This is a genomic window from Pleomorphomonas oryzae DSM 16300, from assembly GCF_000422965.1.
Lineage (GTDB): Bacteria > Pseudomonadota > Alphaproteobacteria > Rhizobiales > Pleomorphomonadaceae > Pleomorphomonas > Pleomorphomonas oryzae.
Map to the genome: position 1 here is coordinate 1 of NZ_AUHB01000001.1, position 22,087 is coordinate 22,087.

The 22,087-nt window shown below is 62.4% G+C and carries 15 protein-coding genes and 1 tRNA gene; 2 read left to right on the plus strand and 14 right to left on the minus strand.

Annotation, left to right across the window (positions count from 1 at the left end; genetic code table 11):
• The 14 genes from G522_RS24855 to tuf all read right to left on the minus strand — a co-directional run.
• On the minus strand, nt 1-293 hold a 293-nt coding region (locus tag G522_RS24855), incomplete at its 3' end, for a GTP-binding protein (RefSeq protein ID WP_036837484.1).
• Between the two features lie 51 nt (nt 294-344).
• The gene (fusA, locus tag G522_RS0100010; RefSeq protein ID WP_026789295.1) at nt 345-2,420 is read right to left on the minus strand and encodes an elongation factor G; all 2,076 of its coding nucleotides are present in this window, start codon (nt 2,418-2,420) and stop codon (nt 345-347) included.
• 21 nt (nt 2,421-2,441) lie between these two features.
• Nucleotides 2,442-2,912 carry a 30S ribosomal protein S7 gene (gene rpsG, locus G522_RS0100015; RefSeq protein ID WP_026789296.1) on the minus strand — a complete coding sequence of 157 codons (471 nt, stop codon included), beginning with the start codon at nt 2,910-2,912 and terminating at the stop codon, nt 2,442-2,444.
• Nucleotides 2,913-2,980: 68 nt separating this feature from the next.
• Nucleotides 2,981-3,352 carry a 30S ribosomal protein S12 gene (gene rpsL, locus G522_RS0100020; protein ID WP_026782429.1) on the minus strand — a complete coding sequence of 124 codons (372 nt, stop codon included), beginning with the start codon at nt 3,350-3,352 and terminating at the stop codon, nt 2,981-2,983.
• A gap of 630 nt (nt 3,353-3,982) precedes the next feature.
• Nucleotides 3,983-8,188: a DNA-directed RNA polymerase subunit beta' gene (gene rpoC, locus G522_RS0100025; protein ID WP_026789297.1), complete on the minus strand. Its 4,206-nt coding sequence runs from the start codon at nt 8,186-8,188 to the stop codon at nt 3,983-3,985.
• 152 nt (nt 8,189-8,340) lie between these two features.
• Entirely contained in the window at nt 8,341-12,477 is a 4,137-nt protein-coding gene (gene rpoB / locus G522_RS0100030; RefSeq protein WP_026789298.1) for a DNA-directed RNA polymerase subunit beta, read from the minus strand.
• A 214-nt stretch (nt 12,478-12,691) separates the two neighbouring features.
• Entirely contained in the window at nt 12,692-13,069 is a 378-nt protein-coding gene (gene rplL, locus G522_RS0100035) for a 50S ribosomal protein L7/L12 (RefSeq protein ID WP_026789299.1), read from the minus strand.
• Nucleotides 13,070-13,126: 57 nt separating this feature from the next.
• Nucleotides 13,127-13,645: a 50S ribosomal protein L10 gene (gene rplJ / locus G522_RS0100040; RefSeq protein WP_026789300.1), complete on the minus strand. Its 519-nt coding sequence runs from the start codon at nt 13,643-13,645 to the stop codon at nt 13,127-13,129.
• Nucleotides 13,646-14,070: 425 nt separating this feature from the next.
• Nucleotides 14,071-14,772: a 50S ribosomal protein L1 gene (gene rplA / locus G522_RS0100045; protein WP_026789301.1), complete on the minus strand. Its 702-nt coding sequence runs from the start codon at nt 14,770-14,772 to the stop codon at nt 14,071-14,073.
• Between the two features lie 5 nt (nt 14,773-14,777).
• Nucleotides 14,778-15,206 carry a 50S ribosomal protein L11 gene (rplK, locus tag G522_RS0100050; protein ID WP_026789302.1) on the minus strand — a complete coding sequence of 143 codons (429 nt, stop codon included), beginning with the start codon at nt 15,204-15,206 and terminating at the stop codon, nt 14,778-14,780.
• 169 nt (nt 15,207-15,375) lie between these two features.
• A complete protein-coding gene (gene nusG, locus G522_RS0100055; RefSeq protein ID WP_026789303.1) occupies nt 15,376-15,906 on the minus strand; it encodes a transcription termination/antitermination protein NusG in 531 nt (176 codons plus the stop codon).
• Nucleotides 15,907-15,932: 26 nt separating this feature from the next.
• Nucleotides 15,933-16,130 (minus strand): preprotein translocase subunit SecE, encoded by a 198-nt coding sequence (gene secE, locus G522_RS0100060; RefSeq protein WP_026789304.1) that lies wholly within the window; start codon nt 16,128-16,130, stop codon nt 15,933-15,935.
• 101 nt (nt 16,131-16,231) lie between these two features.
• A tRNA-Trp gene (locus G522_RS0100065) sits at nt 16,232-16,307 on the minus strand.
• A 210-nt stretch (nt 16,308-16,517) separates the two neighbouring features.
• Nucleotides 16,518-17,708 (minus strand): elongation factor Tu, encoded by a 1,191-nt coding sequence (gene tuf, locus G522_RS0100070; RefSeq protein WP_026789305.1) that lies wholly within the window; start codon nt 17,706-17,708, stop codon nt 16,518-16,520.
• 771 nt (nt 17,709-18,479) lie between these two features.
• Here tuf and G522_RS24860 point away from each other — a divergent pair.
• A complete protein-coding gene (locus tag G522_RS24860) occupies nt 18,480-20,672 on the plus strand; it encodes a putative bifunctional diguanylate cyclase/phosphodiesterase (RefSeq protein WP_036837489.1) in 2,193 nt (730 codons plus the stop codon).
• 422 nt (nt 20,673-21,094) lie between these two features.
• Complete coding sequence (gnd, locus tag G522_RS0100085) at nt 21,095-22,087, plus strand: phosphogluconate dehydrogenase (NAD(+)-dependent, decarboxylating) (RefSeq protein WP_026789306.1); 993 nt, start codon at nt 21,095-21,097, stop codon at nt 22,085-22,087.

Here is a 22,087-nt window from a genome sequence, read left to right on the forward strand (position 1 = left end):
TGGGCGGCACCGGTGATCATGTTCTTCACATAGTCGGCGTGGCCTGGGCAGTCGACGTGAGCATAGTGACGGTTCTTCGTCTCGTACTCGACGTGCGCCGTGTTGATGGTGATGCCGCGCGCCTTCTCTTCGGGAGCGGCGTCGATCTGGTCATAGGCCTTGAACGTCGCGCCACCGGTCTCGGCGAGCACCTTGGTGATCGCAGCGGTCAGCGACGTCTTGCCGTGGTCGACGTGACCAATCGTGCCGATGTTGCAGTGCGGCTTCGTCCGCGAAAACTTTTCCTTAGCCATCGGATATCTTCCTTTGTCTCGTGTAAGCGGGTGAGGTCAGCGGTCCGGAAATCAGGCGTACTTGGCCTGGACTTCCTGGGCGACCGCAGCCGGGACCTGCTCGTAGTGGTCGAACTGCATGGTGTAGCTGGCGCGTCCCTGGCTCATCGAACGGAGCTGGTTCACGTAGCCGAACATGTTGGCGAGCGGAACGAAGGCCGTGATGACATTGGCGTTGCCGCGCATGTCCTGGCCCTGGATCTGGCCGCGACGGGAGTTGACGTCGCCGATGACGGAACCGACGTATTCTTCCGGCGACACGATCTCGACCTTCATCACCGGCTCAAGCAGAGCCGGCGAGGCCTTCTCGATGGCTTCGCGCAGAGCGGCGCGGGAAGCGATTTCGAAGGCGATGGCCGACGAGTCAACTTCGTGGTAGGCGCCGTCGATCAGCGTGACCTTGACGTCGACCACCGGGAAGCCGGCGAGCGGACCAGAGGTCATCACCGAGTTCAGGCCCTTTTCGACGCCGGGGATGTATTCCTTGGGAACCACACCACCGATGATCTTGTTCTCGAACTGGAAGCCCTTGCCGACTTCGTTCGGCTCGACGACGAACTTCACCTTGGCGAATTGACCGGTACCACCGGTCTGCTTCTTGTGGGTGTAGTCGATCTCGGTGGCCTTGCGGATGGTCTCGCGGTAGGCAACCTGCGGGGCGCCGACGTTCACCTTGATGTTGTGCGGAGCACGACGGAGAATGTCGATCTTGATGTCGAGATGCAGCTCGCCCATGCCTTTGATGATCGTCTGGCCCGACTCCTGGTCGGTGGAGACGCGGAAGGACGGGTCCTCGGAGGCCAGCTTCTGCAGGGCGATGGAGAGCTTCTCCTGCTCGCTCTTGGTCGCGGCCTCGACGGCCATCTCGATGACCGGCTCGGGGAATTCCATCTTCTCAAGGATGACGGGCTTCAGCGGATCGCAGAGCGTATCGCCGGTGCGGGTGTCCTTGAGACCAACGAAAGCGACGATGTCGCCGGCGCGGGCTTCTTCGACGTCCTCACGGGTGTCGGCGTGCATCTGCACCATACGGCCGATGCGCTCACGCTTCTCGCGGGTCGAGTTCAGAACGGTCGAACCCTTGGCCAGCACGCCCGAGTAGACGCGAGCGAAGGTCAGAACGCCATAGGGATCTTCGATGATCTTGAAGGCCAGCATGGAGAGCGGCTCGTCGTCGGACGAATGACGGACGATCTCTTCTTCTGTCTTCGGGTCGATACCCTTGGTCGGCGGCACATCGACCGGCGACGGCAGGAAGTCGACAACGGCGTCGAGCAGCGTCTGCACGCCCTTGTTCTTGAAGGCCGAGCCAGCCAGAACCGGGAACCAGGCAGAAACCAGAACCGCCTTGCGGATCAGCCTCTTGAGGGTCGCCTCGTCGGGCTCGTTGCCCTCGAGGTAGGCCTCCATGGCGGTGTCGTCCATTTCGACGGCGGCTTCGATCAGTTCGGCGCGCGATTCCTTGGCGCGCTCGAGCATGTCGGCCGGAATTTCCTCGTCGTGGAACTTGGCGCCGAGCTGCTCGTCTTCCCACACGACCGCCTTCATGCGGATGAGGTCGACGATGCCCTTGAAGTTGGCTTCCGAACCGATCGGCAGCTGCAGAGCGACCGGACGGGCACCGAGGCGCGTCTTGATGTCGCTGAGGCACTGGTCGAAGTTGGCGCCGGTCTTGTCCATCTTGTTACAGAAGACAATGCGCGGCACGTTGTACTTGTCGCCCTGGCGCCACACCGTCTCGGTCTGCGGCTCGACGCCCTGGTTGGAGTCCAGCACGCAGACAGCACCGTCGAGCACACGCAGCGAACGCTCGACTTCGATGGTGAAGTCGACGTGGCCTGGGGTGTCGATGATGTTGAGGCGCTTGCCGTTCCAGAAGGTGGTGGTGGCAGCCGACGTGATGGTGATGCCGCGCTCCTGCTCCTGCTCCATGTAGTCCATGGTGGCAGCGCCGTCGTGCACTTCGCCGATCTTGTGGGACTTGCCCGAGTAATAGAGGACGCGTTCCGTCGTCGTCGTCTTGCCCGCATCGATGTGGGCCATGATGCCGAAGTTGCGGTAGTCCTCGAGCTTATGCGTACGAGCCATGTTCGTCTCCGCCTCTCAGGCTTACCAGCGATAGTGCGAGAAGGCGCGGTTGGCTTCAGCCATCCGGTGCGTATCTTCGCGCTTCTTGACGGCGGTGCCGCGGTTGTTGGCGGCATCCATCAGCTCACCCGACAGACGATCGACCATGGTCTTCTCGTTGCGGCCGCGAGCGGCGGTGATCAGCCAGCGAATGGCGAGGGCCTGACGGCGCTCGGCACGGACCTCGACCGGAACCTGGTAGGTGGCACCACCAACGCGGCGCGACCGAACTTCGATCTGCGGCATCACGTTGTGGAGCGCCTGGTGGAAGGTCTGGACCGGGCTCTGGCGGGTGCGGGTCTCGATGCTGTCGAAGGCACCGTAGACGATTGCTTCAGCAACCGACTTCTTGCCGTCCTGCATGATCGAGTTCATGAACTTGGAAACGACGATATCACCGAACTTCGGATCGGGATTGATCTCGCGCTTCTCTGCACTGTGACGACGGGACATACTTCGTCTCCGGGTATAGCAAAATAAGACCGACCGGATCCGGCTTCACGCACAGATCCGGCCAGGGATCACTTCGGACGCTTGGCGCCGTACTTGGAACGGCGCTGCTTGCGGTTCTTCACGCCCTGCGTGTCGAGCACGCCGCGGAGAATGTGGTAGCGCACGCCGGGAAGGTCCTTGACGCGACCGCCACGGATCATGACGACCGAGTGCTCCTGGAGGTTATGGCCCTCACCAGGAATGTAACCGATGACCTCGTAGCCGTTGGTCAGACGAACCTTGGCGACCTTACGAAGGGCCGAGTTCGGCTTCTTCGGGGTCGTCGTATAAACACGCGTGCAGACGCCGCGCTTCTGAGGGCAAGCCTCAAGATGGCGGGCCTTCTCACGGTAAACCGGCGCAACGCGCGGGTTACGGATCAACTGATTGATCGTCGGCATCCTTCACCTTCAATCCAAACGTCCGGAACTTAAAACCGGAACTACTTCCTTCAGAACCAACCGCTGCCCAAACCGAGGCAACAGGCCAGCTCCCTGACCAAATTCGCAGCTCTCCGCACCCCGCCCGCACAAAACGAAGCGCGCCGATAACGTGAAATCTCACGTCCGGCGCGGCGGAAAGCAGAGGAACAATGCCAGTCGGCACCGTTCATGCGTACAACAGCTTTCACCACCAGTGGATCGAATTGCGTTTAACGAGGCTTGATCAAGGGCTTAAGGACCAGTGATCGATCACGCGTTACAGACCAACTCTTCAAGTGGCGCGGACACTACTCAAACAATCCCCAACCGTCAAGCCGGCCGAGCAAAAAAGCCAGAAACCTCGGCCTTCTGCGGACATGGTACCGCCGCAGGCGCACGAAGCGGCAATTCCATGACAATCTCACGCAACAAATGCAACCCACCCTGCCCTTTTCGGCCGTCCCTGTGGGATGAGGATGCGAATCCTCCCCAAGCCTGCCCGCCGAAACCCGGATCCGGCCGGCGAATCCTTTCCGGCGAATCTTTCAAAAGAAAAGCGCGGCGCCCCGTGCGGAGCGCCGCGCCATTTCAACTTTCGGATTCGGCCGATCAGACCTCGGTGCCGATCCGGTCGACTTCGCCGACGCTCACCTCGACGCCCTCGCCGAGGGCGTCCTTGCGGCGCTCCTCGAGGATCAGTTCGTCGCGGCGCGTCGCCACCTGGCGGATGCGGCTCATCAGCGAGCCGGTACCAGCCGGGATCAGGCGGCCGACGATGACGTTCTCCTTGAGGCCCTCGAGCGTATCGACCTTGCCGTTGACCGCCGCTTCGGTGAGGACGCGGGTGGTTTCCTGGAAGGACGCCGCCGAGATGAAGGAGCGGGTCTGCAGGCTGGCCTTGGTGATGCCGAGCAGGATCGGGTGAGCGACCGCGGGGTGCTTGCCCTCGGACTTCGCCTTCTCGTTGATCTGTTCGAACTCGATGGCGTCCACCTGATCACCGCCCATCAGGTCGGTGTCGCCACCCTCGGTGACTTCGACCTTCTGCAGCATCTGGCGAACGATCACCTCGATGTGCTTGTCGTTGATCACCACGCCCTGCAACCGGTAGACTTCCTGGATTTCGTTGACGAGGTAGGCAGCCAGTGCCTCCACGCCCTTGATCGCCAGGATGTCGTGCGGCGCCGGGTTGCCGTCGACGATGTAATCGCCCTTTTCGACCACGTCGCCTTCCTGAAGGTGGAAGTTCTTGGTCTTGGGGATCAGGTACTCGCGCGGCTCAAGGCTGGCGTCGTGCGGCTCGATGAGCACACGGCGCTTGTTCTTGTAGTCGCGGCCGAAGCGGATGGTGCCATCGATCTCGGCGATGATGGCATGATCCTTCGGACGACGAGCCTCGAACAGCTCGGCAACACGCGGCAGACCGCCGGTGATGTCGCGCGTCTTGGCGCTTTCGAGCGGGATACGGGCGAGCACGTCGCCGGCATGCACCTTCGAACCCGGCTCGACCGACAGGATGGCGTCGGGGCTGAGCAGGTAGCGGGCGTCGCCACCCTTCTGCGGCTTGCCGATCTTGCCGTTGGCGTCCTTGACGATCAGCGCCGGCTTGAGATCCGACGTACGGGCCGAGCCGCGCCAGTCGATGACCACGCGCTTGGTGATACCGGTCGCCTCGTCGGTGGTCTCCGACACCGAAGCGCCTTCGACCAGATCCTCGGAGCCGACGATACCATCGACGTCGGTCAGCACCGGGCGGGTGTAGGGGTCCCACTCGGCAAGACGCTGGCCGCGCTTGATCTTGTCGCCATCGTCGACATGCAGACGCGAGCCGTAGACCACGCGGTGGGTCGAACGCTCGTTGCCGGCCTCGTCGACGAGCACCACGGCGAGGTTACGGCCCATGGCGATGAGCTTGCCCTCGCTGTCGCGCACGACGTTGCGGTTGCGGATCTTGACCGTGCCTTCGATGGTCGACTCGATGAACGAGCTATCCACCACCTGCGCCGTGCCACCGATGTGGAACGTACGCATGGTGAGCTGGGTACCCGGCTCGCCGATCGACTGGGCAGCGATGACACCGACGGCTTCGCCCATGTTGACGGGCGTGCCGCGGGCCAGATCGCGACCGTAGCACTTGGCGCAGACGCCGACCTTGGTGGCGCACGTCAGCACCGAGCGGATCTTCACCGACTGGATGCCCGACTTCTCGATACGCTCGACGTCGCGCTCTTCGATCAGCTTGCCCTTCGGCACCACCACTTCGCCGGTTGCGGCGACGGTGATGTCCTCCGCGGCCGTACGGCCGAGGATACGGGCACCGAGCGTGGCCACGACCTGACCGGCATCGACGATCGCCTGCATGCGAAGACCCTGGTCCTCGGCGCCGCAGTCGACTTCGGTGATGATGCAGTCCTGCGCCACGTCGACGAGACGACGGGTGAGATAGCCCGAGTTGGCGGTCTTCAGAGCGGTGTCGGCCAGACCCTTACGGGCACCGTGAGTGGAGTTGAAGTACTCCATCACGCTGAGGCCTTCCTTGAAGTTCGAGATGATCGGCGTCTCGATGATCTCGCCCGACGGCTTGGCCATCAGGCCACGCATACCGGCGAGCTGCTTCATCTGGGCCGGCGAACCACGGGCACCCGAATGGCTCATCATGTAGATGGAGTTCATCGGCTTGGTACGGCCGCTTTCGTCCTTCTGCACGGAGGAGATGCGCTTCATCATCTCCTCGGCCACCTTGTCGGTGCACTTGGCCCAGGCGTCGACGACCTTGTTGTACTTCTCGCCCTGAGTGATCAGGCCGTCGGAGTACTGCTGCTCATAGTCGTTGACCAGCGCCAGGGTCTCGCCGACCAGGTTCGCCTTGGTCTCCGGAATGACCATGTCGTCCTTGCCGAAGGAAATGCCGGCGTTGCAGGCTTCCTTGAAGCCGAGGGCCATGATCTTGTCGCAGAAGATCACCGACTCCTTCTGGCCGCAATGGCGGTAGACCGCATCGATCATGCCCGAGATCTTCTTCTTGGTCATGAGCTCGTTGCAGAGGTCGTACGGCACGTTGTGGTTCTTGGGCAGCAGCTGGCCGATCATCATGCGGCCAGGGGTGGTCTCGTAGATCTTGGAGACCGGGTTGCCGTCCTTGTCGATGGTCTTGAAGCGGCCGCGCACCTTGGAGTGCAGCGTCACGGCCCCCGTGTCGAGCGCATGCTGCAGCTCGCCGAAGTCGGCGAAGGCCATGCCCTCGCCCGGCTCGCCGTCGTTCATGATCGACAGGTAGTAGAGGCCGAGGACGATGTCCTGCGAGGGAACGATGATCGGCGCGCCGTTGGCCGGGTGCAGGATGTTGTTGGTCGACATCATCAGCACGCGGGCTTCGAGCTGGGCCTCGAGGCTGAGCGGCACGTGCACGGCCATCTGGTCGCCGTCGAAGTCGGCGTTGAAGGCCGAGCAGACGAGCGGGTGCAGCTGGATGGCCTTGCCTTCGATCAGGATCGGCTCGAAGGCCTGGATGCCCAGGCGGTGCAGCGTCGGGGCGCGGTTCAGCATGACCGGATGCTCGCGGATCACCTCGTCGAGGATATCCCAGACTTCCGGACGCTCCTTCTCCACCAGCTTCTTGGCCTGCTTCACCGTCGAGGAGAAGCCCTTGGCGTCGAGGCGCGAGTAGATGAACGGCTTGAACAGCTCAAGCGCCATCTTCTTCGGCAGGCCGCACTGATGCAGCTTCATCTCGGGGCCGACCACGATGACCGAACGGCCGGAGTAGTCGACGCGCTTGCCGAGGAGGTTCTGACGGAAGCGGCCCTGCTTGCCCTTCAGCATGTCGGAGAGCGACTTCAGCGGACGCTTGTTGGCGCCGGTGATGACGCGGCCACGACGACCGTTGTCGAACAGCGCATCGACGGACTCCTGCAGCATGCGCTTTTCGTTGCGGATGATGATGTCCGGCGCACGCAGCTCGATGAGGCGCTTCAGGCGGTTGTTACGGTTGATGACGCGACGATAGAGGTCGTTGAGGTCGGAGGTCGCAAAGCGGCCGCCGTCCAGCGGGACCAGCGGGCGCAGGTCCGGCGGGATGACCGGGATGACGCTCATGACCATCCACTCGGGCTTGTTGCCCGACTGGATGAAGGCCTCGATGATGTTGACGCGCTTGGCGAGCTTCTTCGGCTTCAGCTCGGAGGTCGACTCGGCGATCTCCTGGCGCAGCTTTTCGGCCAGCTTGGCGAGGTCGAGCGACTGCAGAAGCTCACGGATGGCTTCGGCGCCGATCAGGGCGGTGAAGGTGTCCTCGCCATACTCCTCCTGAGCGCGCATGTAGTCCTCTTCGGTGAGGAGCTGATGCTGCTTGAGAGGCGTGAGGCCCGGCTCGGTGACGACGTAGTTTTCGAAATAGAGAATGCGCTCGAGGTCCTTGAGCGGCATGTCGAGCAACAGACCAATGCGGCTCGGCAGCGACTTCAGGAACCAGATGTGGGCGACGGGCGCTGCGAGCTCGATGTGGCCCATGCGCTCGCGGCGAACGCGCGACAGCGTGACTTCGACGCCGCACTTCTCGCAGATGACGCCCTTGTACTTCATGCGCTTGTACTTGCCGCACAAGCACTCGTAGTCCTTGATCGGCCCGAAGATGCGGGCGCAGAACAGGCCATCGCGCTCGGGCTTGAAGGTACGATAGTTGATGGTCTCAGGCTTCTTGATCTCGCCATAGGACCAGGAAAGGATCTTCTCGGGGGAAGCGAGGGAGATCTTGATCTGATCGAAGACCTGCACGGGAGCCTGTGCGTTGAAAAGGTTCATGACCTCTTGGTTCATCGGCTCGTTCTCCTGTGATGCTGCCCGACCGCCGTCTGTCCGCCTCGCCGGCGGGGGCTGCATGAGTAATTTCGTAGGGTTTCCGGACACGCCGAACTGCCGGCGCTTTCGCGCCGACAGCTCAAGGCATTTCCGTCGTTAGGCGCGCCGGATCACTCCGCCGCGTCCTGGGGCCGCTCGTCGCCGAGAACGGCGTGTTCCTTGGAGTTGACCAGCTCGACGTTGAGGCCGAGCGACCGCATCTCCTTGACCAGCACGTTGAAGCTTTCGGGGATGCCGGACTCGAAGGCCTCGTCGCCACGGACGATCGCCTCGTAGACCTTGGTACGGCCGGCCACGTCGTCCGACTTCACCGTCAGCATCTCCTGCAGCGTGTAGGCTGCACCGTAGGCTTCGAGCGCCCACACTTCCATTTCACCGAAGCGCTGGCCACCGAACTGCGCCTTGCCGCCCAGCGGCTGCTGGGTCACGAGGCTGTAGGGACCGATCGAACGGGCGTGGATCTTGTCGTCCACGAGGTGGTGGAGCTTCAGCATATAGATGTAGCCAACCGTCACCTTGCGGTCGAAGGCTTCACCGGTACGGCCATCATAGAGCACCGACTGGCCGGACGTATTCACCCCGGCCTTGGCCAGCAACAGATTGATGTCCGGCTCGCGAGCGCCGTCGAACACCGGCGTGGCGATCGAAATGCCCTTCTTCACCTGATTGGCGAGAAGCAGGATCTCGTCGTCGCTGTATTCGCTGATGTTCTCGGTCTTGGTAGACCCCTTATAGGTATCGACCACGAGGTCGCGCAGCGGCTCGATGCCCTGGCCATGCCGGTAGGCTTCGAGCATCTCGCCGATCTTGCGGCCCATGCCGGCGCAAGCCCAGCCAAGGTGGGTCTCAAGGATCTGACCGACGTTCATGCGCGAGGGCACGCCGAGCGGGTTCAGCACGATGTCGACATGGGTACCGTCCTCGAGGAACGGCATGTCTTCCACCGGCACGATGCGCGAGACGACACCCTTGTTGCCATGACGGCCGGCCATCTTGTCGCCCGGCTGGATCTTGCGCTTCACGGCGACGAAGATCTTGACCATCTTCATGACGCCCGGCGGCAGTTCGTCGCCGCGCTGCAGCTTCTCCACCTTGTCAATGAAGCGCTGCTCGAGCCGCTTGCGGCTCTCGTCATACTGCTTGCGCAGGGCCTCGATCTCGCCCATGGCCTGCTCGCTTTCGAGGGCGAACTGCCACCACTGCGAACGCGGGAACTCCTCGAGCTTCTCCTGGTCGAGGACGGTGTCCTTCTTGAAGCCCTTGGGGCCGCCGACGCCGGTCTTGCCGATCAGCATGTCCATCAGACGGCCGTAGACGTTACGGTCGAGAATGGCCTGCTCGTCGTCGCGGTCCTTGGCGAGGCGTTCGATCTCCTCGCGCTCGATCGCCATGGCGCGCTCGTCCTTCTCGACGCCGTGGCGGTTGAAGACGCGCACTTCGACGATGGTGCCGGTGACGCCCGGCGGAACGCGCAGCGAGGTGTCGCGAACGTCCGACGCCTTCTCACCGAAGATGGCGCGCAGAAGCTTCTCTTCCGGCGTCATCGGGCTCTCGCCCTTCGGCGTGATCTTGCCGACCAGGATGTCGCCGGCCTGCACTTCGGCGCCGATGTAGACGATACCGGCTTCGTCGAGGTTCTTCAGCGCTTCTTCCGACACGTTCGGGATGTCGCGGGTGATTTCTTCGGGGCCCAGCTTGGTGTCGCGGGCCATCACCTCGAACTCCTCGATGTGGATCGAGGTGAACACGTCCTCGGCCACGATCTTCTCGGAGAGAAGGATCGAGTCCTCGTAGTTGTAGCCGTTCCACGGCATGAACGCGACGAGCACGTTCCGGCCGAGCGCCAGGTCGCCGAGATCGGTCGACGGACCGTCGGCGATGATGTCACCCTTGGCCACCACGTCGCCGACGCGCACCAGCGGACGCTGGTTGATGCAGGTCGACTGGTTGGAGCGCTGGAACTTCATCAGGCGATAGATATCGACGCCGGACTTCGACGGATCGAGGTCCTCGGTGGCGCGGATAACGATACGGGTGGCGTCCACCTGGTCGATGACACCGCCGCGCTTGGCGGCAATGGCAGCGCCCGAGTCACGAGCCACGACCGGCTCCATGCCGGTGCCGACGAACGGCGCCTCGGCACGCACCAGCGGCACGGCCTGACGCTGCATGTTCGAGCCCATCAGAGCGCGGTTGGCGTCGTCGTTCTCAAGGAACGGGATCAGCGCCGCGGCAACCGACACGACCTGCTTCGGCGACACGTCCATCAGGTCGACGCGTTCCTTGGCAACCGCAGCCGTCTCGCCGGCATGACGGGAGATGACGAGGTCGTTGACGAAACGGCCTTCAGCGTCGAGCGCGGCATTGGCCTGGGCGACCGTGTACTTGCTCTCTTCCATCGCCGAGAGATAGACGACCTTGTCGGTCACCCGCTCGTTTTCGACGATCCGGTACGGGCTCTCGATGAAGCCGTACTTGTTGACGCGGGCGAAGGTGGCGAGCGAGTTGATCAGACCGATATTCGGGCCTTCCGGCGTCTCAATCGGGCAGATACGGCCATAGTGCGTGGTGTGCACGTCGCGGACTTCGAAGCCGGCGCGCTCGCGGGTCAGACCGCCCGGGCCAAGGGCCGACAGGCGGCGCTTGTGGGTGATCTCGGAGAGCGGGTTGGTCTGGTCCATGAACTGGCTGAGCTGCGACGAGCCGAAGAACTCGCGCACCGCGGCGGCAGCCGGCTTGGCGTTGATCAGATCCTGCGGCATGACCGTGTCGATGTCGACCGAGCTCATGCGCTCCTTGATGGCGCGCTCCATGCGCAGGAGGCCGACGCGATACTGATTTTCCATCAGCTCGCCGACCGAACGGACACGGCGGTTGCCGAGGTTGTCGATGTCGTCGATCTCGCCCTTGCCGTCACGCAGCTCAACGAGCGTCTTGATGACGGCGAGGATGTCCTCCTTGCGCAGGATACGGACGGTATCCGGGCACTGGAGGTCGAGGCGCATGTTCATCTTGACGCGGCCGACGGCGCTGAGGTCGTAGCGCTCGGCGTCGAAGAACAGCGACTTGAACATCGCCTCGGCGGTGTCGATGGTCGGCGGCTCGCCCGGACGCATGACGCGATAGATGTCGAACAGCGCGCTCTCGCGCAGCTCGTTCTTGTCGACGGCCAGCGTGTTGCGAATGTAGGCGCCGGTGTTGACGTGATCGATGTCGAGCAGCGGCAGCTCGTCGATGCCGAGTTCAGCCAGCTGAGCCAGCATCTTGGCGGTGATTTCGTCACCAGCCTCGACGTGGATCTCACCCGTCTGCATGTTGACGACGTCTTCGGCGATATAGAGCCCTTCGAGCTCCTCGTCGGTCACCTTCAAGGCCTTGAGGCCCTTATCGGCGAGCTGACGGGCAGCGCGAGCGGTCAGCTTGCGGCCGGCGCCGACCACCACTTCGCCGGTGTCGGCGTCGATCAGGTCAGCAACGGCCTTCATGCCCTTCATGCGATTGGCATCGTAAGGCATGCGCCAGCCATCCTTGGCGCGCTCGTAGATGATCTTGTTGTAGAAGGTGTCGAGAATCTCTTCGCCGTCGAGACCGAGGGCGAACATCAGGCTCGTCACCGGGATCTTGCGGCGGCGGTCGATACGCGCATAGACGATGTCCTTGGCGTCGAACTCGATGTCGAGCCAGGACCCGCGATAGGGGATGATGCGCGCGGCGAACAGCAGCTTGCCCGACGAGTGGCTCTTGCCCTTGTCGTGATCGAAGAACACGCCCGGCGAACGATGCATCTGCGAAACGATGACGCGCTCGGTGCCGTTGACGATGAAGGTGCCGTTGTCGGTCATGAGCGGCATGTCGCCCATGTAGACGTCCTGCTCCTTGATGTCCTTGACCGACTTGGCGCCAGTATCCTCATCGACATCGAATACGATGAGGCGCAGCGTCACCTTCAGCGGCGCGGCAAAGGTCATGCCGCGCTGGCGGCACTCGTCGACGTCATACTTCGGCGCCTCGAACTCGTAGCGAACGAATTCCAGGAAAGCCGTGCCAGCAAAATCGGAAATCGGGAACACAGACTTGAAAACGGCCTGGAGACCCTCTTCAGGACGCCCACCCTTCGGTTCCTCCACCATGAGGAACTGGTCGTAGGACGCCTTCTGGACCTCGATCAGGTTCGGCATCTCGGCAACTTCCCGGATGTCTCCGAAGAACTTGCGGACACGCCTGCGGCCGTTGAACGTTTGCGCCATTGCTTCCCTCGTACACCGTGATCGGCAGACCGGAACCCTTTGATGTGCAACGCTCTCAACGTTGCCGAAGGGCTCGGGACAAACCGATCGTCTACCGACAGGCCAAGTCTTTAGCCAATTCGGTTCGATTCGGGCCAAATAAAGGCCATCTCAAAAACAACCGTTGGGCGGCCCGATTTTGTCGAGCCGCCCACCGTCAAAATTGTCAGGTCGATTACTTGACTTCGACCTTGGCGCCAGCTTCTTCAAGCTGCTTCTTGATCTTGGCGGCCTCGTCCTTGGACGCGGCTTCCTTGACCGGCTTCGGAGCGCCTTCGACCAGGTCCTTGGCTTCCTTGAGGCCGAGACCGGTGATGGCGCGGACTTCCTTGATCACGTTGATCTTCTTGTCGCCGGCATCGACGAGGATGACGTCGAACTCGGTCTTCTCTTCCTCGGCAGCGGCCGGCGCAGCAGCGCCACCAACGGCGGCGACGGCGACCGGAGCAGCGGCGGAAACGCCCCACTTCTCTTCGAGGAGCTTGGACAGCTCGGCGGCTTCCAGGACGGTCAGGGCCGACAGTTCATCGACCAGCTTGGCAAGATCAGCCATTTCACTTCTTCCTTCAGTAACGGTTCGAACCAGATTTGTGTTTCAGGTCGAACGGCCTCACGCCGCTTCGTCCTTCTTGGCATAAGCCCCGAACACGCGGGCCAGCTGGCCCGCGGGTGCCTGCAGGACGCCTGCGATGCGGGTCGCCGGGGTATTGATCATACCCAGCAGCTTGGCGCGCAGTTCGTCCAGCGACGGCAGGCTCGCGAGAGCCTTGACGCCGTTGGCATCGAGGTTGGTCTTGCCGAGAGCACCACCGAGAACAACGAGCTTGTCGTTGGTCTTGGAATACTCGACGGTGACCTTGGACGCCGCGACCGGATCCGCCGAGTAGGCGATGACGGTCGGACCTGTGAACAGGTCAGCGATGTGCTCGGCATCAGTGCCTTGAAGAGCAAGCTTGGCGAGGCGGTTCTTGGCGACCTTGACCTTGCCGCCGGCTTCCTTCATGCGGGCGCGGTACGCCTGCAGGTCAGCGACGGTAAGGCCTTGGTAGTGGGACACGACGATGACGCCCGCGCCCTTGAACGAGGCGTTGAGTGCGTCGATCAGTTCCCGCTTTTCCGCTCTATCCACGGCCTGTCTCCAGATAAACGACAAGGCTTGCGCCTCGCCGTCAGGTTGCTGTTGCCACGCCCCTCACCCAAAGGGCTCAAGCGCGGCGCTCGCGGCCTGTCCGCCAACCCGTTCCGGAAAACCGGCGTGGCTGGAGGGAAGAGTTCGAACCGGTACTGGTCATTGGAAGAGCGGCGAACCACCCTTCGGATGCATACGGATCTCACTCCCGTCTCATGCAGGCCCCGACGTCACCCGGAAAACCAGGATCGGTCCGGCGGCTTAGGTCGCGGCAGAAATGCCGGGACACCCACAATCTCGGACAGGGTCGGAAGCCTTCTTCGGGCAAGCCCTCTGAAAGCCACCGATCCCGCCGGCCTAAGCCGACGGGAAACTTGTTCGCTCCTTGTCGGAGCAGCCGACCCTATATAGGTCGGAATTCATCGTCAGGAAGCGGCACCCAGGGAGCCGACTTCAACCTTGACGCCAGGGCCCATGGTCGAGGAGACCGAGAGGCGCTGCAGGTAGGTGCCCTTGGCACCGGCCGGCCTGGCCTTCTGGACGGCATCGACGATGGCCCGGATGTTCTCGAGCAGAGCCTCGGCGCTGAACGACGCCTTGCCGATGCCGGCGTGGACGATACCAGCCTTCTCGACACGGAACTCGACAGCGCCACCCTTGGTCGCCTTGACGGCGGCGGCGACGTCCTGCGTGACGGTGCCGACCTTGGGGTTCGGCATCAGGCCGCGCGGGCCCAGCACCTTACCGAGACGACCGACCAGCGGCATCATGTCCGGCGTGGCGATGCAGCGGTCGAAGTTGATCTCACCCTTCTGGATGGTCTCAACCAGATCCTCGGCACCGACGATGTCGGCGCCAGCGGCGGTCGCTTCGTCGGCCTTGAGGCCACGGGCGAACACGGCGACGCGAACGGTCTTGCCGGTGCCGTGCGGCAGCTGAACGACGCCACGGACCATCTGGTCGGCATGACGGGGATCGACGCCCAGGTTGATGGCGACTTCGACGGTCTCGTCGAACTTCGCCGTGGCGCGTTCCTTGATCAGGCCGAGGGCCTCGGTCAGCGGGTAGAACTTCTTGCGATCGATGCCTTCGCGACTGGCGGCGACGCGCTTGGGAAGCTTGGCCATGTCGGTCACTCCGCGATCTGCAGACCCATGGAGCGGGCAGAGCCCTCGACCATGAGCATGGCGGCGTCGATGGAGGCGGCGTTCATGTCGGCGAGCTTCTTCTCGGCGATTTCACGCACCTGCGCCTTGGTGATGGAGCCGGCAGAACCGGTACCCGGCGTCTTCGAGCCCTTGTCGATACCGGCGGCCTTCTTGAGGAAGTAGCCAACCGGCGGCGTACGCAGCTTGAAGGTGAACGAGCGGTCGGCATAGATGGTGAAGAGCACCGGGATCGGCATGCCCTTTTCCATACCCTGCGTCTGCGCGTTGAACGCCTTGCAGAATTCCATGATGTTGAGGCCGCGCTGACCGAGCGCGGGGCCGATCGGGGGCGACGGGGTCGCCGAACCGGCCGCCACCTGAAGCTTCAGGTAGCCGGTGATTTTCTTCGCCATTTTTATCTCCTCGTCGGCAGCCCCGGCAAAGCCGGCTCGCCTTCAGGTTCGTGGTCGGAGGACCGTGTCCCGGCGGCGATTGCCGGGGCCCCTCTCCCACGGGGTGGGTGCCGCTTGGCGTACCAAGCGACGGACGCGGCACCGGCGTAACCGGCACCGCAAACGTGCGTCAGACCTTTTCGACCTGACCGTATTCCAGCTCGACCGGCGTGGCGCGGCCGAAGATCGACACCGCCACCTTGAGGCGGCTGCGTTCCTCATCCACCTCTTCGACGAGGCCGGAGAAGGAGGCGAACGGGCCGTCGGACACCTTGACCTGCTCGCCGATTTCGAAGCTGACGGACGGCTTGGGCCGTTCGACGCCAACCTCGACCTGATTCATGATCCGCTCCGCCTCGCGGTCGGGAATGGGAACCGGCTTATTGTCGGAGCCCAGGAACCCAGTGACCTTCGGCGTGTTCTTAATGAGGTGGTAAGCCTCGTCGGTCATATCCATGCGAACGAGGACGTAACCGGGAAAGAACTTGCGCTCGGCCGAAACCTTGCGGCCGCGACGCACTTCCGTGATGCTCTCAGTGGGTACCAGCACCTGCTCGAAGAGGTGCGCGAGACCGCGCTGTTGCGCCTGCTCCTTGATGGAGTCGGCCACCTTCTTCTCGAAATTCGAGTAGGCGTGCACAATGTACCAGCGTTTTGCCATGTCGATGCTCCCTCGGCGGTCGTTCGTCAGCCGCTGAGGCCGAGCAGCAACCCGACACCCCAGTTCATGATCATGTCGGCAACCAGGAAGAAGATTGCCGCAAGGATGGCCATGATGAACACCATGGTCGTCGTGATCGCAGTTTCGCGCCGGGTCGGCCACGTGACCTTGCCGGCCTCGGTCCGAACTTGCTGCAGAAACTCAAGGGGGCTAGTCTTGGCCATACATCCACTCATGACGGTCGGGCGCGCGGAACGTCAGCTCCGCGCGCCACGAGACAGGAACCGTTATCTATAGCTTCCGGTAGGTCGACGCAAGAGGGAAATGGCAGGGGCAGCAGGGCTCGAACCCGCGACCTGCGGTTTTGGAGACCGCCGCTCTACCAACTGAGCTATACCCCTAAGACTTCCGCTCGCGGACGCCAGTCCGTTCGCTTATAGCCGAACCGGCTTCCGGATCAAGCACCAAAAACGCGGTGCGCCCTTCTCACCGATTCTTGCCGGCGGAGCAACCCCCGCCTGGCAATTTCTTTGTCTCCCGAATGACTTGGCTGTGGATCAGCCCGGAAATTCAGGGGATTCCGGCGGCCGGAGCCGCCGGAAAACTTCTACTTACTCGACGATCGAAGCGACGACGCCGGCGCCGACGGTGCGGCCACCTTCACGGATAGCGAAGCGGAGCTTCTCTTCCATGGCAATCGGAACGATCAGCTGGACGTTCATCGTCACGTTGTCGCCGGGCATCACCATCTCGACGCCTTCGTTCAGCGTCACCACGCCGGTCACGTCCGTCGTGCGGAAGTAGAACTGCGGGCGGTAGTTGGTGAAGAACGGCGTGTGACGGCCACCCTCTTCCTTGGTCAGGATGTAGGCTTCCGCCTTGAACTTGGTGTGCGGGTTCACCGAAGCCGGCTTGCACAGCACCTGGCCGCGCTCGACGTCTTCACGCTTGGTACCGCGCAGCAGAGCGCCGATGTTGTCGCCAGCCTGGCCCTGATCGAGCAGCTTGCGGAACATCTCGACGCCGGTCACCGTCGTCTTGGTGGTCGGACGGATGCCGACGATCTCGACTTCCTCGCCCACCTTGACGATGCCGCGCTCGACACGGCCGGTCACCACGGTGCCACGACCGGAGATCGAGAACACGTCTTCGATCGGCATCAGGAACGGCTGGTCAACCGGACGGTCCGGCTGCGGGATATAGGCATCGACCTGGGTCATCAGCTCGAGGATCGAGTCATGACCGAGGACCGGGTCGCCACCCTCGAGGGCAACGAGCGCCGAACCCTTGACGATCGGAATGTCGTCGCCGGGGAAGTCGTAGGACGACAGAAGCTCACGCACTTCCATCTCAACCAGCTCAAGCAGCTCCGGATCGTCGACCATGTCGCACTTGTTGAGGTAGACGACGATGGCGGGCACGCCGACCTGACGGGCCAAGAGGATGTGCTCGCGGGTCTGCGGCATCGGGCCGTCGGCAGCCGACACGACCAGGATCGCGCCGTCCATCTGGGCGGCACCGGTGATCATGTTCTTCACATAGTCGGCGTGGCCTGGGCAGTCGACGTGAGCATAGTGACGGTTCTTCGTCTCGTACTCGACGTGGGCCGTGTTGATCGTGATGCCGCGCGCCTTCTCTTCGGGAGCCGCGTCGATCTGATCATAGGCCTTGAACGTCGCGCCGCCCGTCTCGGCCAGCACCTTGGTGATCGCCGCCGTCAGCGACGTCTTGCCGTGGTCGACGTGACCGATCGTACCGATATTGCAGTGAGGCTTCGTCCGCGAAAACTTTTCCTTGGCCATCGCTTCGTCTCTCTCGAAAGGTTTGATGGGGCCTTTTCGTGCGCTGCCCCCGAACCGGGGCGGCCGGTCGGCGGCTCGAATAGTGCCTTTTAACGCAAGGTTCAAGCCCTGATTAGCGCCGCTCTCCCCGCAAAGAGCAATCAGCTCCGAGGCTGTGCCATATGGACCGCTTTCCCTGAAAATTCAAGGTCGCCACACGGCTAAGGCAAGCCACTCGACGTACCCGCCCGTCGCCGCCCGAAGAGCACCGCAGCGAGATCTTCCTATTTCTGAGGAAAACCGCGGGCTAGCGGGTGGGCAAAGGTCGGAGAGCCCATGGAAGATTCGCCCTATGGGCATGTGATCGTCGCCACCGGCGGCCCATTGGCTCGGGAGCCGCGCGTGATACTCGCGCTGCCGGTGTTGTTGCGATCGGTGACGAAGCTTTCGCGCCAGTTCATGACAGATAGATACCGTAGCAGGGCCGCAGTATCCGCTTACCCTACCTCAAGGGATAGACCTGCGAGGCGCCCATACCTTTTGCCGCAAAACTCCATGCAATATTGTATTATAATACTATTTACCTGCTGTGAGCAGCGTGGGGTTACCGTAGGTTTAAACCAGCCGAATAAACATCCTGAATTCCAGAATACCTCTGGTCTACATGCATCAAGCATATCATGCTTCACAAAGAAAATAACCAATTCTTAAATCGGCTGGCGTTTAGGTGGCAATGAAAGAGAGCTTCAGCTTGGTACGGCACGAGCGCGAATTGGACCCCGGGACGCCTTGATGAATCAACCCTTCTCTCTTTTCCTGTCTCGGGTCGTCGCCTCCTTGCTGGCCATGGTCCTTGCGCTGTCGGCCATCGGGCTATTTCTCGTTTGGGCTGCTCGGTCGGTTGATCAGGAGGATATCCGCAGGCAGGGCGAGATCGCCGGCTATGCTCTGAGAGAAATTCGCACCAATCTGTCTCATAACCAGGAAAGTTCCACATTCTGGGATGAGGCCGTCGAGAGAACGGCCGTGAGCGGCAATGACGAATGGATCGATGGCAACCTCGGCAGCTGGATGCACACATTCTTCGGCGTCGATGAGGCCTATGTGCTGGATGGGCAGGATCAGCCGATCTATTCTTTTGCCGACAATCAAATAAAGCCGGCCGGCTTCTTCGAAGAACGCCGCGACTTGTTGCGCCCCTATCTGCAAGCCCTCCGTTCCAAACTGGCGACTGAAGAGGCGCCGATCGCAGGCAGCCACGAACAATCGGTGGGCGTCAGCGACTATCTCTACGTCGCGGGACAGCCGGCGGTGTTGAGCGTAAAGCCGATTGTCTCCGACTCCGGGAGACTGAGCCAATCCATCTCGACGATTCATATCCATGTCGCCATTCAGTATCTTGAAGGCGACGTCATCCGCCGGGTTGGCCAGGCGCATGTTCTGCAAGATCTGAAATTCGTTCCGGCCGGCGCGCTTGATCCAGACGCGGCGTCTGTGACCCTGACCGGCGACACCAGCGGCGCGACCGTTCCGTTCGAATGGGTACCCTATCAGCCGGGGCGGCGCCTTCTCGCCTCCCTGTTGCCGATTCTGGCGCTGGTGGCGTCGACGCTGATGGTCGGCACTCTCTTGATCTCCTCGGCGTCCTATCGTCGCAAGCTGGATCGGATCAAGAACAACGAGCACATCCGATATCTCGCCTCGCACGACCCGCTCACCGGGCTTCCCAATCGGGCGGCCTATGAGAAAGCCGCCGATGAGCTGGTTGATCAGTTCTCCCTCCACCAGCAATCCGACCCTCTGGCGTTTCTGTTCATGGACCTCGACCGGTTCAAGCAGGTCAACGACATCCTGGGCCACCAGATCGGCGATGCCGTCCTGGTCGAATTCGCCCGGCGCACGGCCGGCATCCTTCCTGCCAACGCCCCTGTCTACCGCGTGGGCGGAGACGAGTTCGCAGCCCTGATCCCCCATCGGACCAAGCGCGAAGTCGAGCAGATTTGCAGTGAGATCATCGACAGTCTCGCCGAGCCGATGGAGATCGAGGGGCGGCGAGCCTTCATCGGCGTCTCCATAGGCGTGTCGATGGCTCCTCATCACGGCACCGATCGACCGGAGCTGAACAGGAAGGCCGACGTCGCCCTCTATCATGCCAAACTGGCCGGGCGCCGTCGCTTCTCGATCTTCGGCAGCCAGATGGACGATGCCATCCAGAACCGGGCCGCCATAGAGGCGGATCTTCGCGAAGCCCTCCGGACAAAGATCGGACTCTCCGTCGTCTATCAGCCCAAATTCGCCAGCGACGGCGATCGTGTCCTGGGGGCCGAGGCGCTCGTCCGCTGGCAGCATCCCGGACGGGGAGCGATTTCGCCGGTGGTGTTCATTCCCATTGCCGAAGAGGCGGGCTTGATCGGCGACCTGGGCTTGTGGGTTCTGGAAACCGCCTGCCGCGAAGCCGTTGCATGGCCAGTCGACCATCTCGCCGTCAATGTGTCTCCCATTCAGCTGCGTGATCCCGAGTTCGTCGAAGCCGTATCTGCCGTGCTGTCGAGAACCGGTTTTCCGGCGGAGCGTCTCGAACTTGAGATGACCGAAACCGACTTCGCAGATTCCGAGGAAGTCGGGCTGCAAAACATCAAATCCCTGAATGCCAAGGGGATCGCCATCGCCATCGATGACTTCGGAACAGGGTCGTCGACGTTCGAACGGCTCAGGGATATCAGCTTCGATCGCATCAAGATCGACCGCAGCTTTGTGAAGAACATCACCGAGTCCGAGGGCGACGCGGAAATTGTTCGGGCCATGATCTCAATGGCGCATGCCAAGGGGCTGAAGACGACCGCCGAGGGCGTTGAAACACCCGAACAGAGAGACGTTCTGCGGGCTTTCGGCTGTGACGAGCTGCAGGGCTTCCTGATGGGCAAGCCGATGCCGCCCACCGAGCTGTCGCAGATTTTCAAAACGTCCGCTGCATTGGCAGTCTAGAGCACGTTTGTCTTGCCCCAATCCCGGACGCAACATCGGAGCTGCCCTGCACCGGGTGCCGGCTTCCATGCCTTGGCGCCCGCCCGCAAGGCGGCGAAATCGCCCCCGCTCATAGCCTCTGAGCGTGAATAGGGCGGCCGACACGCCTTTTCACCGCTACCTCCTTTGAACGTGATCGGGTTGGCCATTTACTCGGAGCCTAGGTAATATACCTAAGTGAGTGCCCGATATTGGCAGTTCAGGAAGGTCTCCGATGGCTGATGCGATTTTGCCCAGACCCCAATTCATACCGCTCTTCGTCAGCCTCGCAGCGCCGAATTGAGCCCTCCCGAACCGCCCTACATCAACCAACACGCCCCAACGCCCCTTTGGGCCTGAACTCCAGACACCCGAAGTCCGTAAGGCTTCACGGAGAATGACATATGCAGATCGGAATGATGGGACTGGGCCGGATGGGCTACAACATGGCACTCCGGCTTATGGCAGGCGGACACGAGGTCGTGGCCTACGACGTCAACCGGGACAGCGTCGCCGCCATGGAGGCGCAAGGCGCCGTTCCCGCCTCCTCGGTCGATGACCTGATATCCCGCCTGAAGCCGCCGCGCGCCATCTGGCTGATGCTGCCGGCCGCCGTCACGGAAGCGGCCGTTCGCGATCTGTCGACGCGCCTTTCCCCCGATGACGCGATCATCGACGGCGGCAACTCCAACTATCGCAAGGCGGTGGATCTGGCCGGCGAACTGGCAACGGCCAGAATTCACTTCCTCGATGTCGGCACGTCCGGCGGCGTATGGGGCAAGGAGCGCGGCTACTGCCTGATGATCGGTGGCGACACCGGCGCCGTGGCGCGGCTCGATCCCATTTTTGCAACCCTGGCCCCCGGCGGCGATCCGTCGCTCAGCGCGGCGGAGCGCGGCTACCTCCACTGCGGTCCGGCCGGTGCCGGCCATTTCGTCAAGATGATCCACAACGGCATCGAATACGGCATGATGGCCGCCTATGCCGAGGGGCTGAACATCCTGAAATCGGCCAACGCCGGCTCGGTGGCGCGCAAGGCCGACGCCGAGACCAGCCCGCTCGATGAGCCGCAATACTACCGCTACGATTTCGACATCGCTGCGGTGACCGAGGTGTGGCGGCATGCCAGCGTCATCAGCTCGTGGCTGCTCGACCTGACGGCTTCGGCGCTTTCCGCCGACCCCAACCTTGCCTCCTATCAGGGCCACGTCGCCGATTCCGGCGAGGGGCGCTGGACGCTTCAGGCCGCCATCGACACCTCCGTGCCGGTGCCGGTGCTGTCGTCGGCCCTATTCAGCCGCTTCACCTCGCGCGGCAATGACGAGTTCGCCAACAAGGTGCTTTCGGCCATGCGCCAAGCCTTTGGCGGCCATATCGAAAAGAAGGAGGGCCACTGA

What these genes read in the sequence shown, in the direction of transcription:
- nusG (WP_026789303.1), bottom strand. Translation starts at nt 15,906, where the DNA reads ATGGCAAAACGCTGGTACATTGTGCACGCCTACTCGAATTTCGAGAAG.
- rpsG (WP_026789296.1), bottom strand. Translation starts at nt 2,912, where the DNA reads ATGTCCCGTCGTCACAGTGCAGAGAAGCGCGAGATCAATCCCGATCCG.
- rplL (WP_026789299.1), bottom strand. Translation starts at nt 13,069, where the DNA reads ATGGCTGATCTTGCCAAGCTGGTCGATGAACTGTCGGCCCTGACCGTC.
- G522_RS24860 (WP_036837489.1), top strand. Translation starts at nt 18,480, where the DNA reads ATGAATCAACCCTTCTCTCTTTTCCTGTCTCGGGTCGTCGCCTCCTTG.
- rplK (WP_026789302.1), bottom strand. Translation starts at nt 15,206, where the DNA reads ATGGCGAAGAAAATCACCGGCTACCTGAAGCTTCAGGTGGCGGCCGGT.
- rpsL (WP_026782429.1), bottom strand. Translation starts at nt 3,352, where the DNA reads ATGCCGACGATCAATCAGTTGATCCGTAACCCGCGCGTTGCGCCGGTT.
- gnd (WP_026789306.1), top strand. Translation starts at nt 21,095, where the DNA reads ATGCAGATCGGAATGATGGGACTGGGCCGGATGGGCTACAACATGGCA.
- fusA (WP_026789295.1), bottom strand. Translation starts at nt 2,420, where the DNA reads ATGGCTCGTACGCATAAGCTCGAGGACTACCGCAACTTCGGCATCATG.
- rplA (WP_026789301.1), bottom strand. Translation starts at nt 14,772, where the DNA reads ATGGCCAAGCTTCCCAAGCGCGTCGCCGCCAGTCGCGAAGGCATCGAT.
- rpoC (WP_026789297.1), bottom strand. Translation starts at nt 8,188, where the DNA reads ATGAACCAAGAGGTCATGAACCTTTTCAACGCACAGGCTCCCGTGCAG.
- tuf (WP_026789305.1), bottom strand. Translation starts at nt 17,708, where the DNA reads ATGGCCAAGGAAAAGTTTTCGCGGACGAAGCCTCACTGCAATATCGGT.
- secE (WP_026789304.1), bottom strand. Translation starts at nt 16,130, where the DNA reads ATGGCCAAGACTAGCCCCCTTGAGTTTCTGCAGCAAGTTCGGACCGAG.
- rpoB (WP_026789298.1), bottom strand. Translation starts at nt 12,477, where the DNA reads ATGGCGCAAACGTTCAACGGCCGCAGGCGTGTCCGCAAGTTCTTCGGA.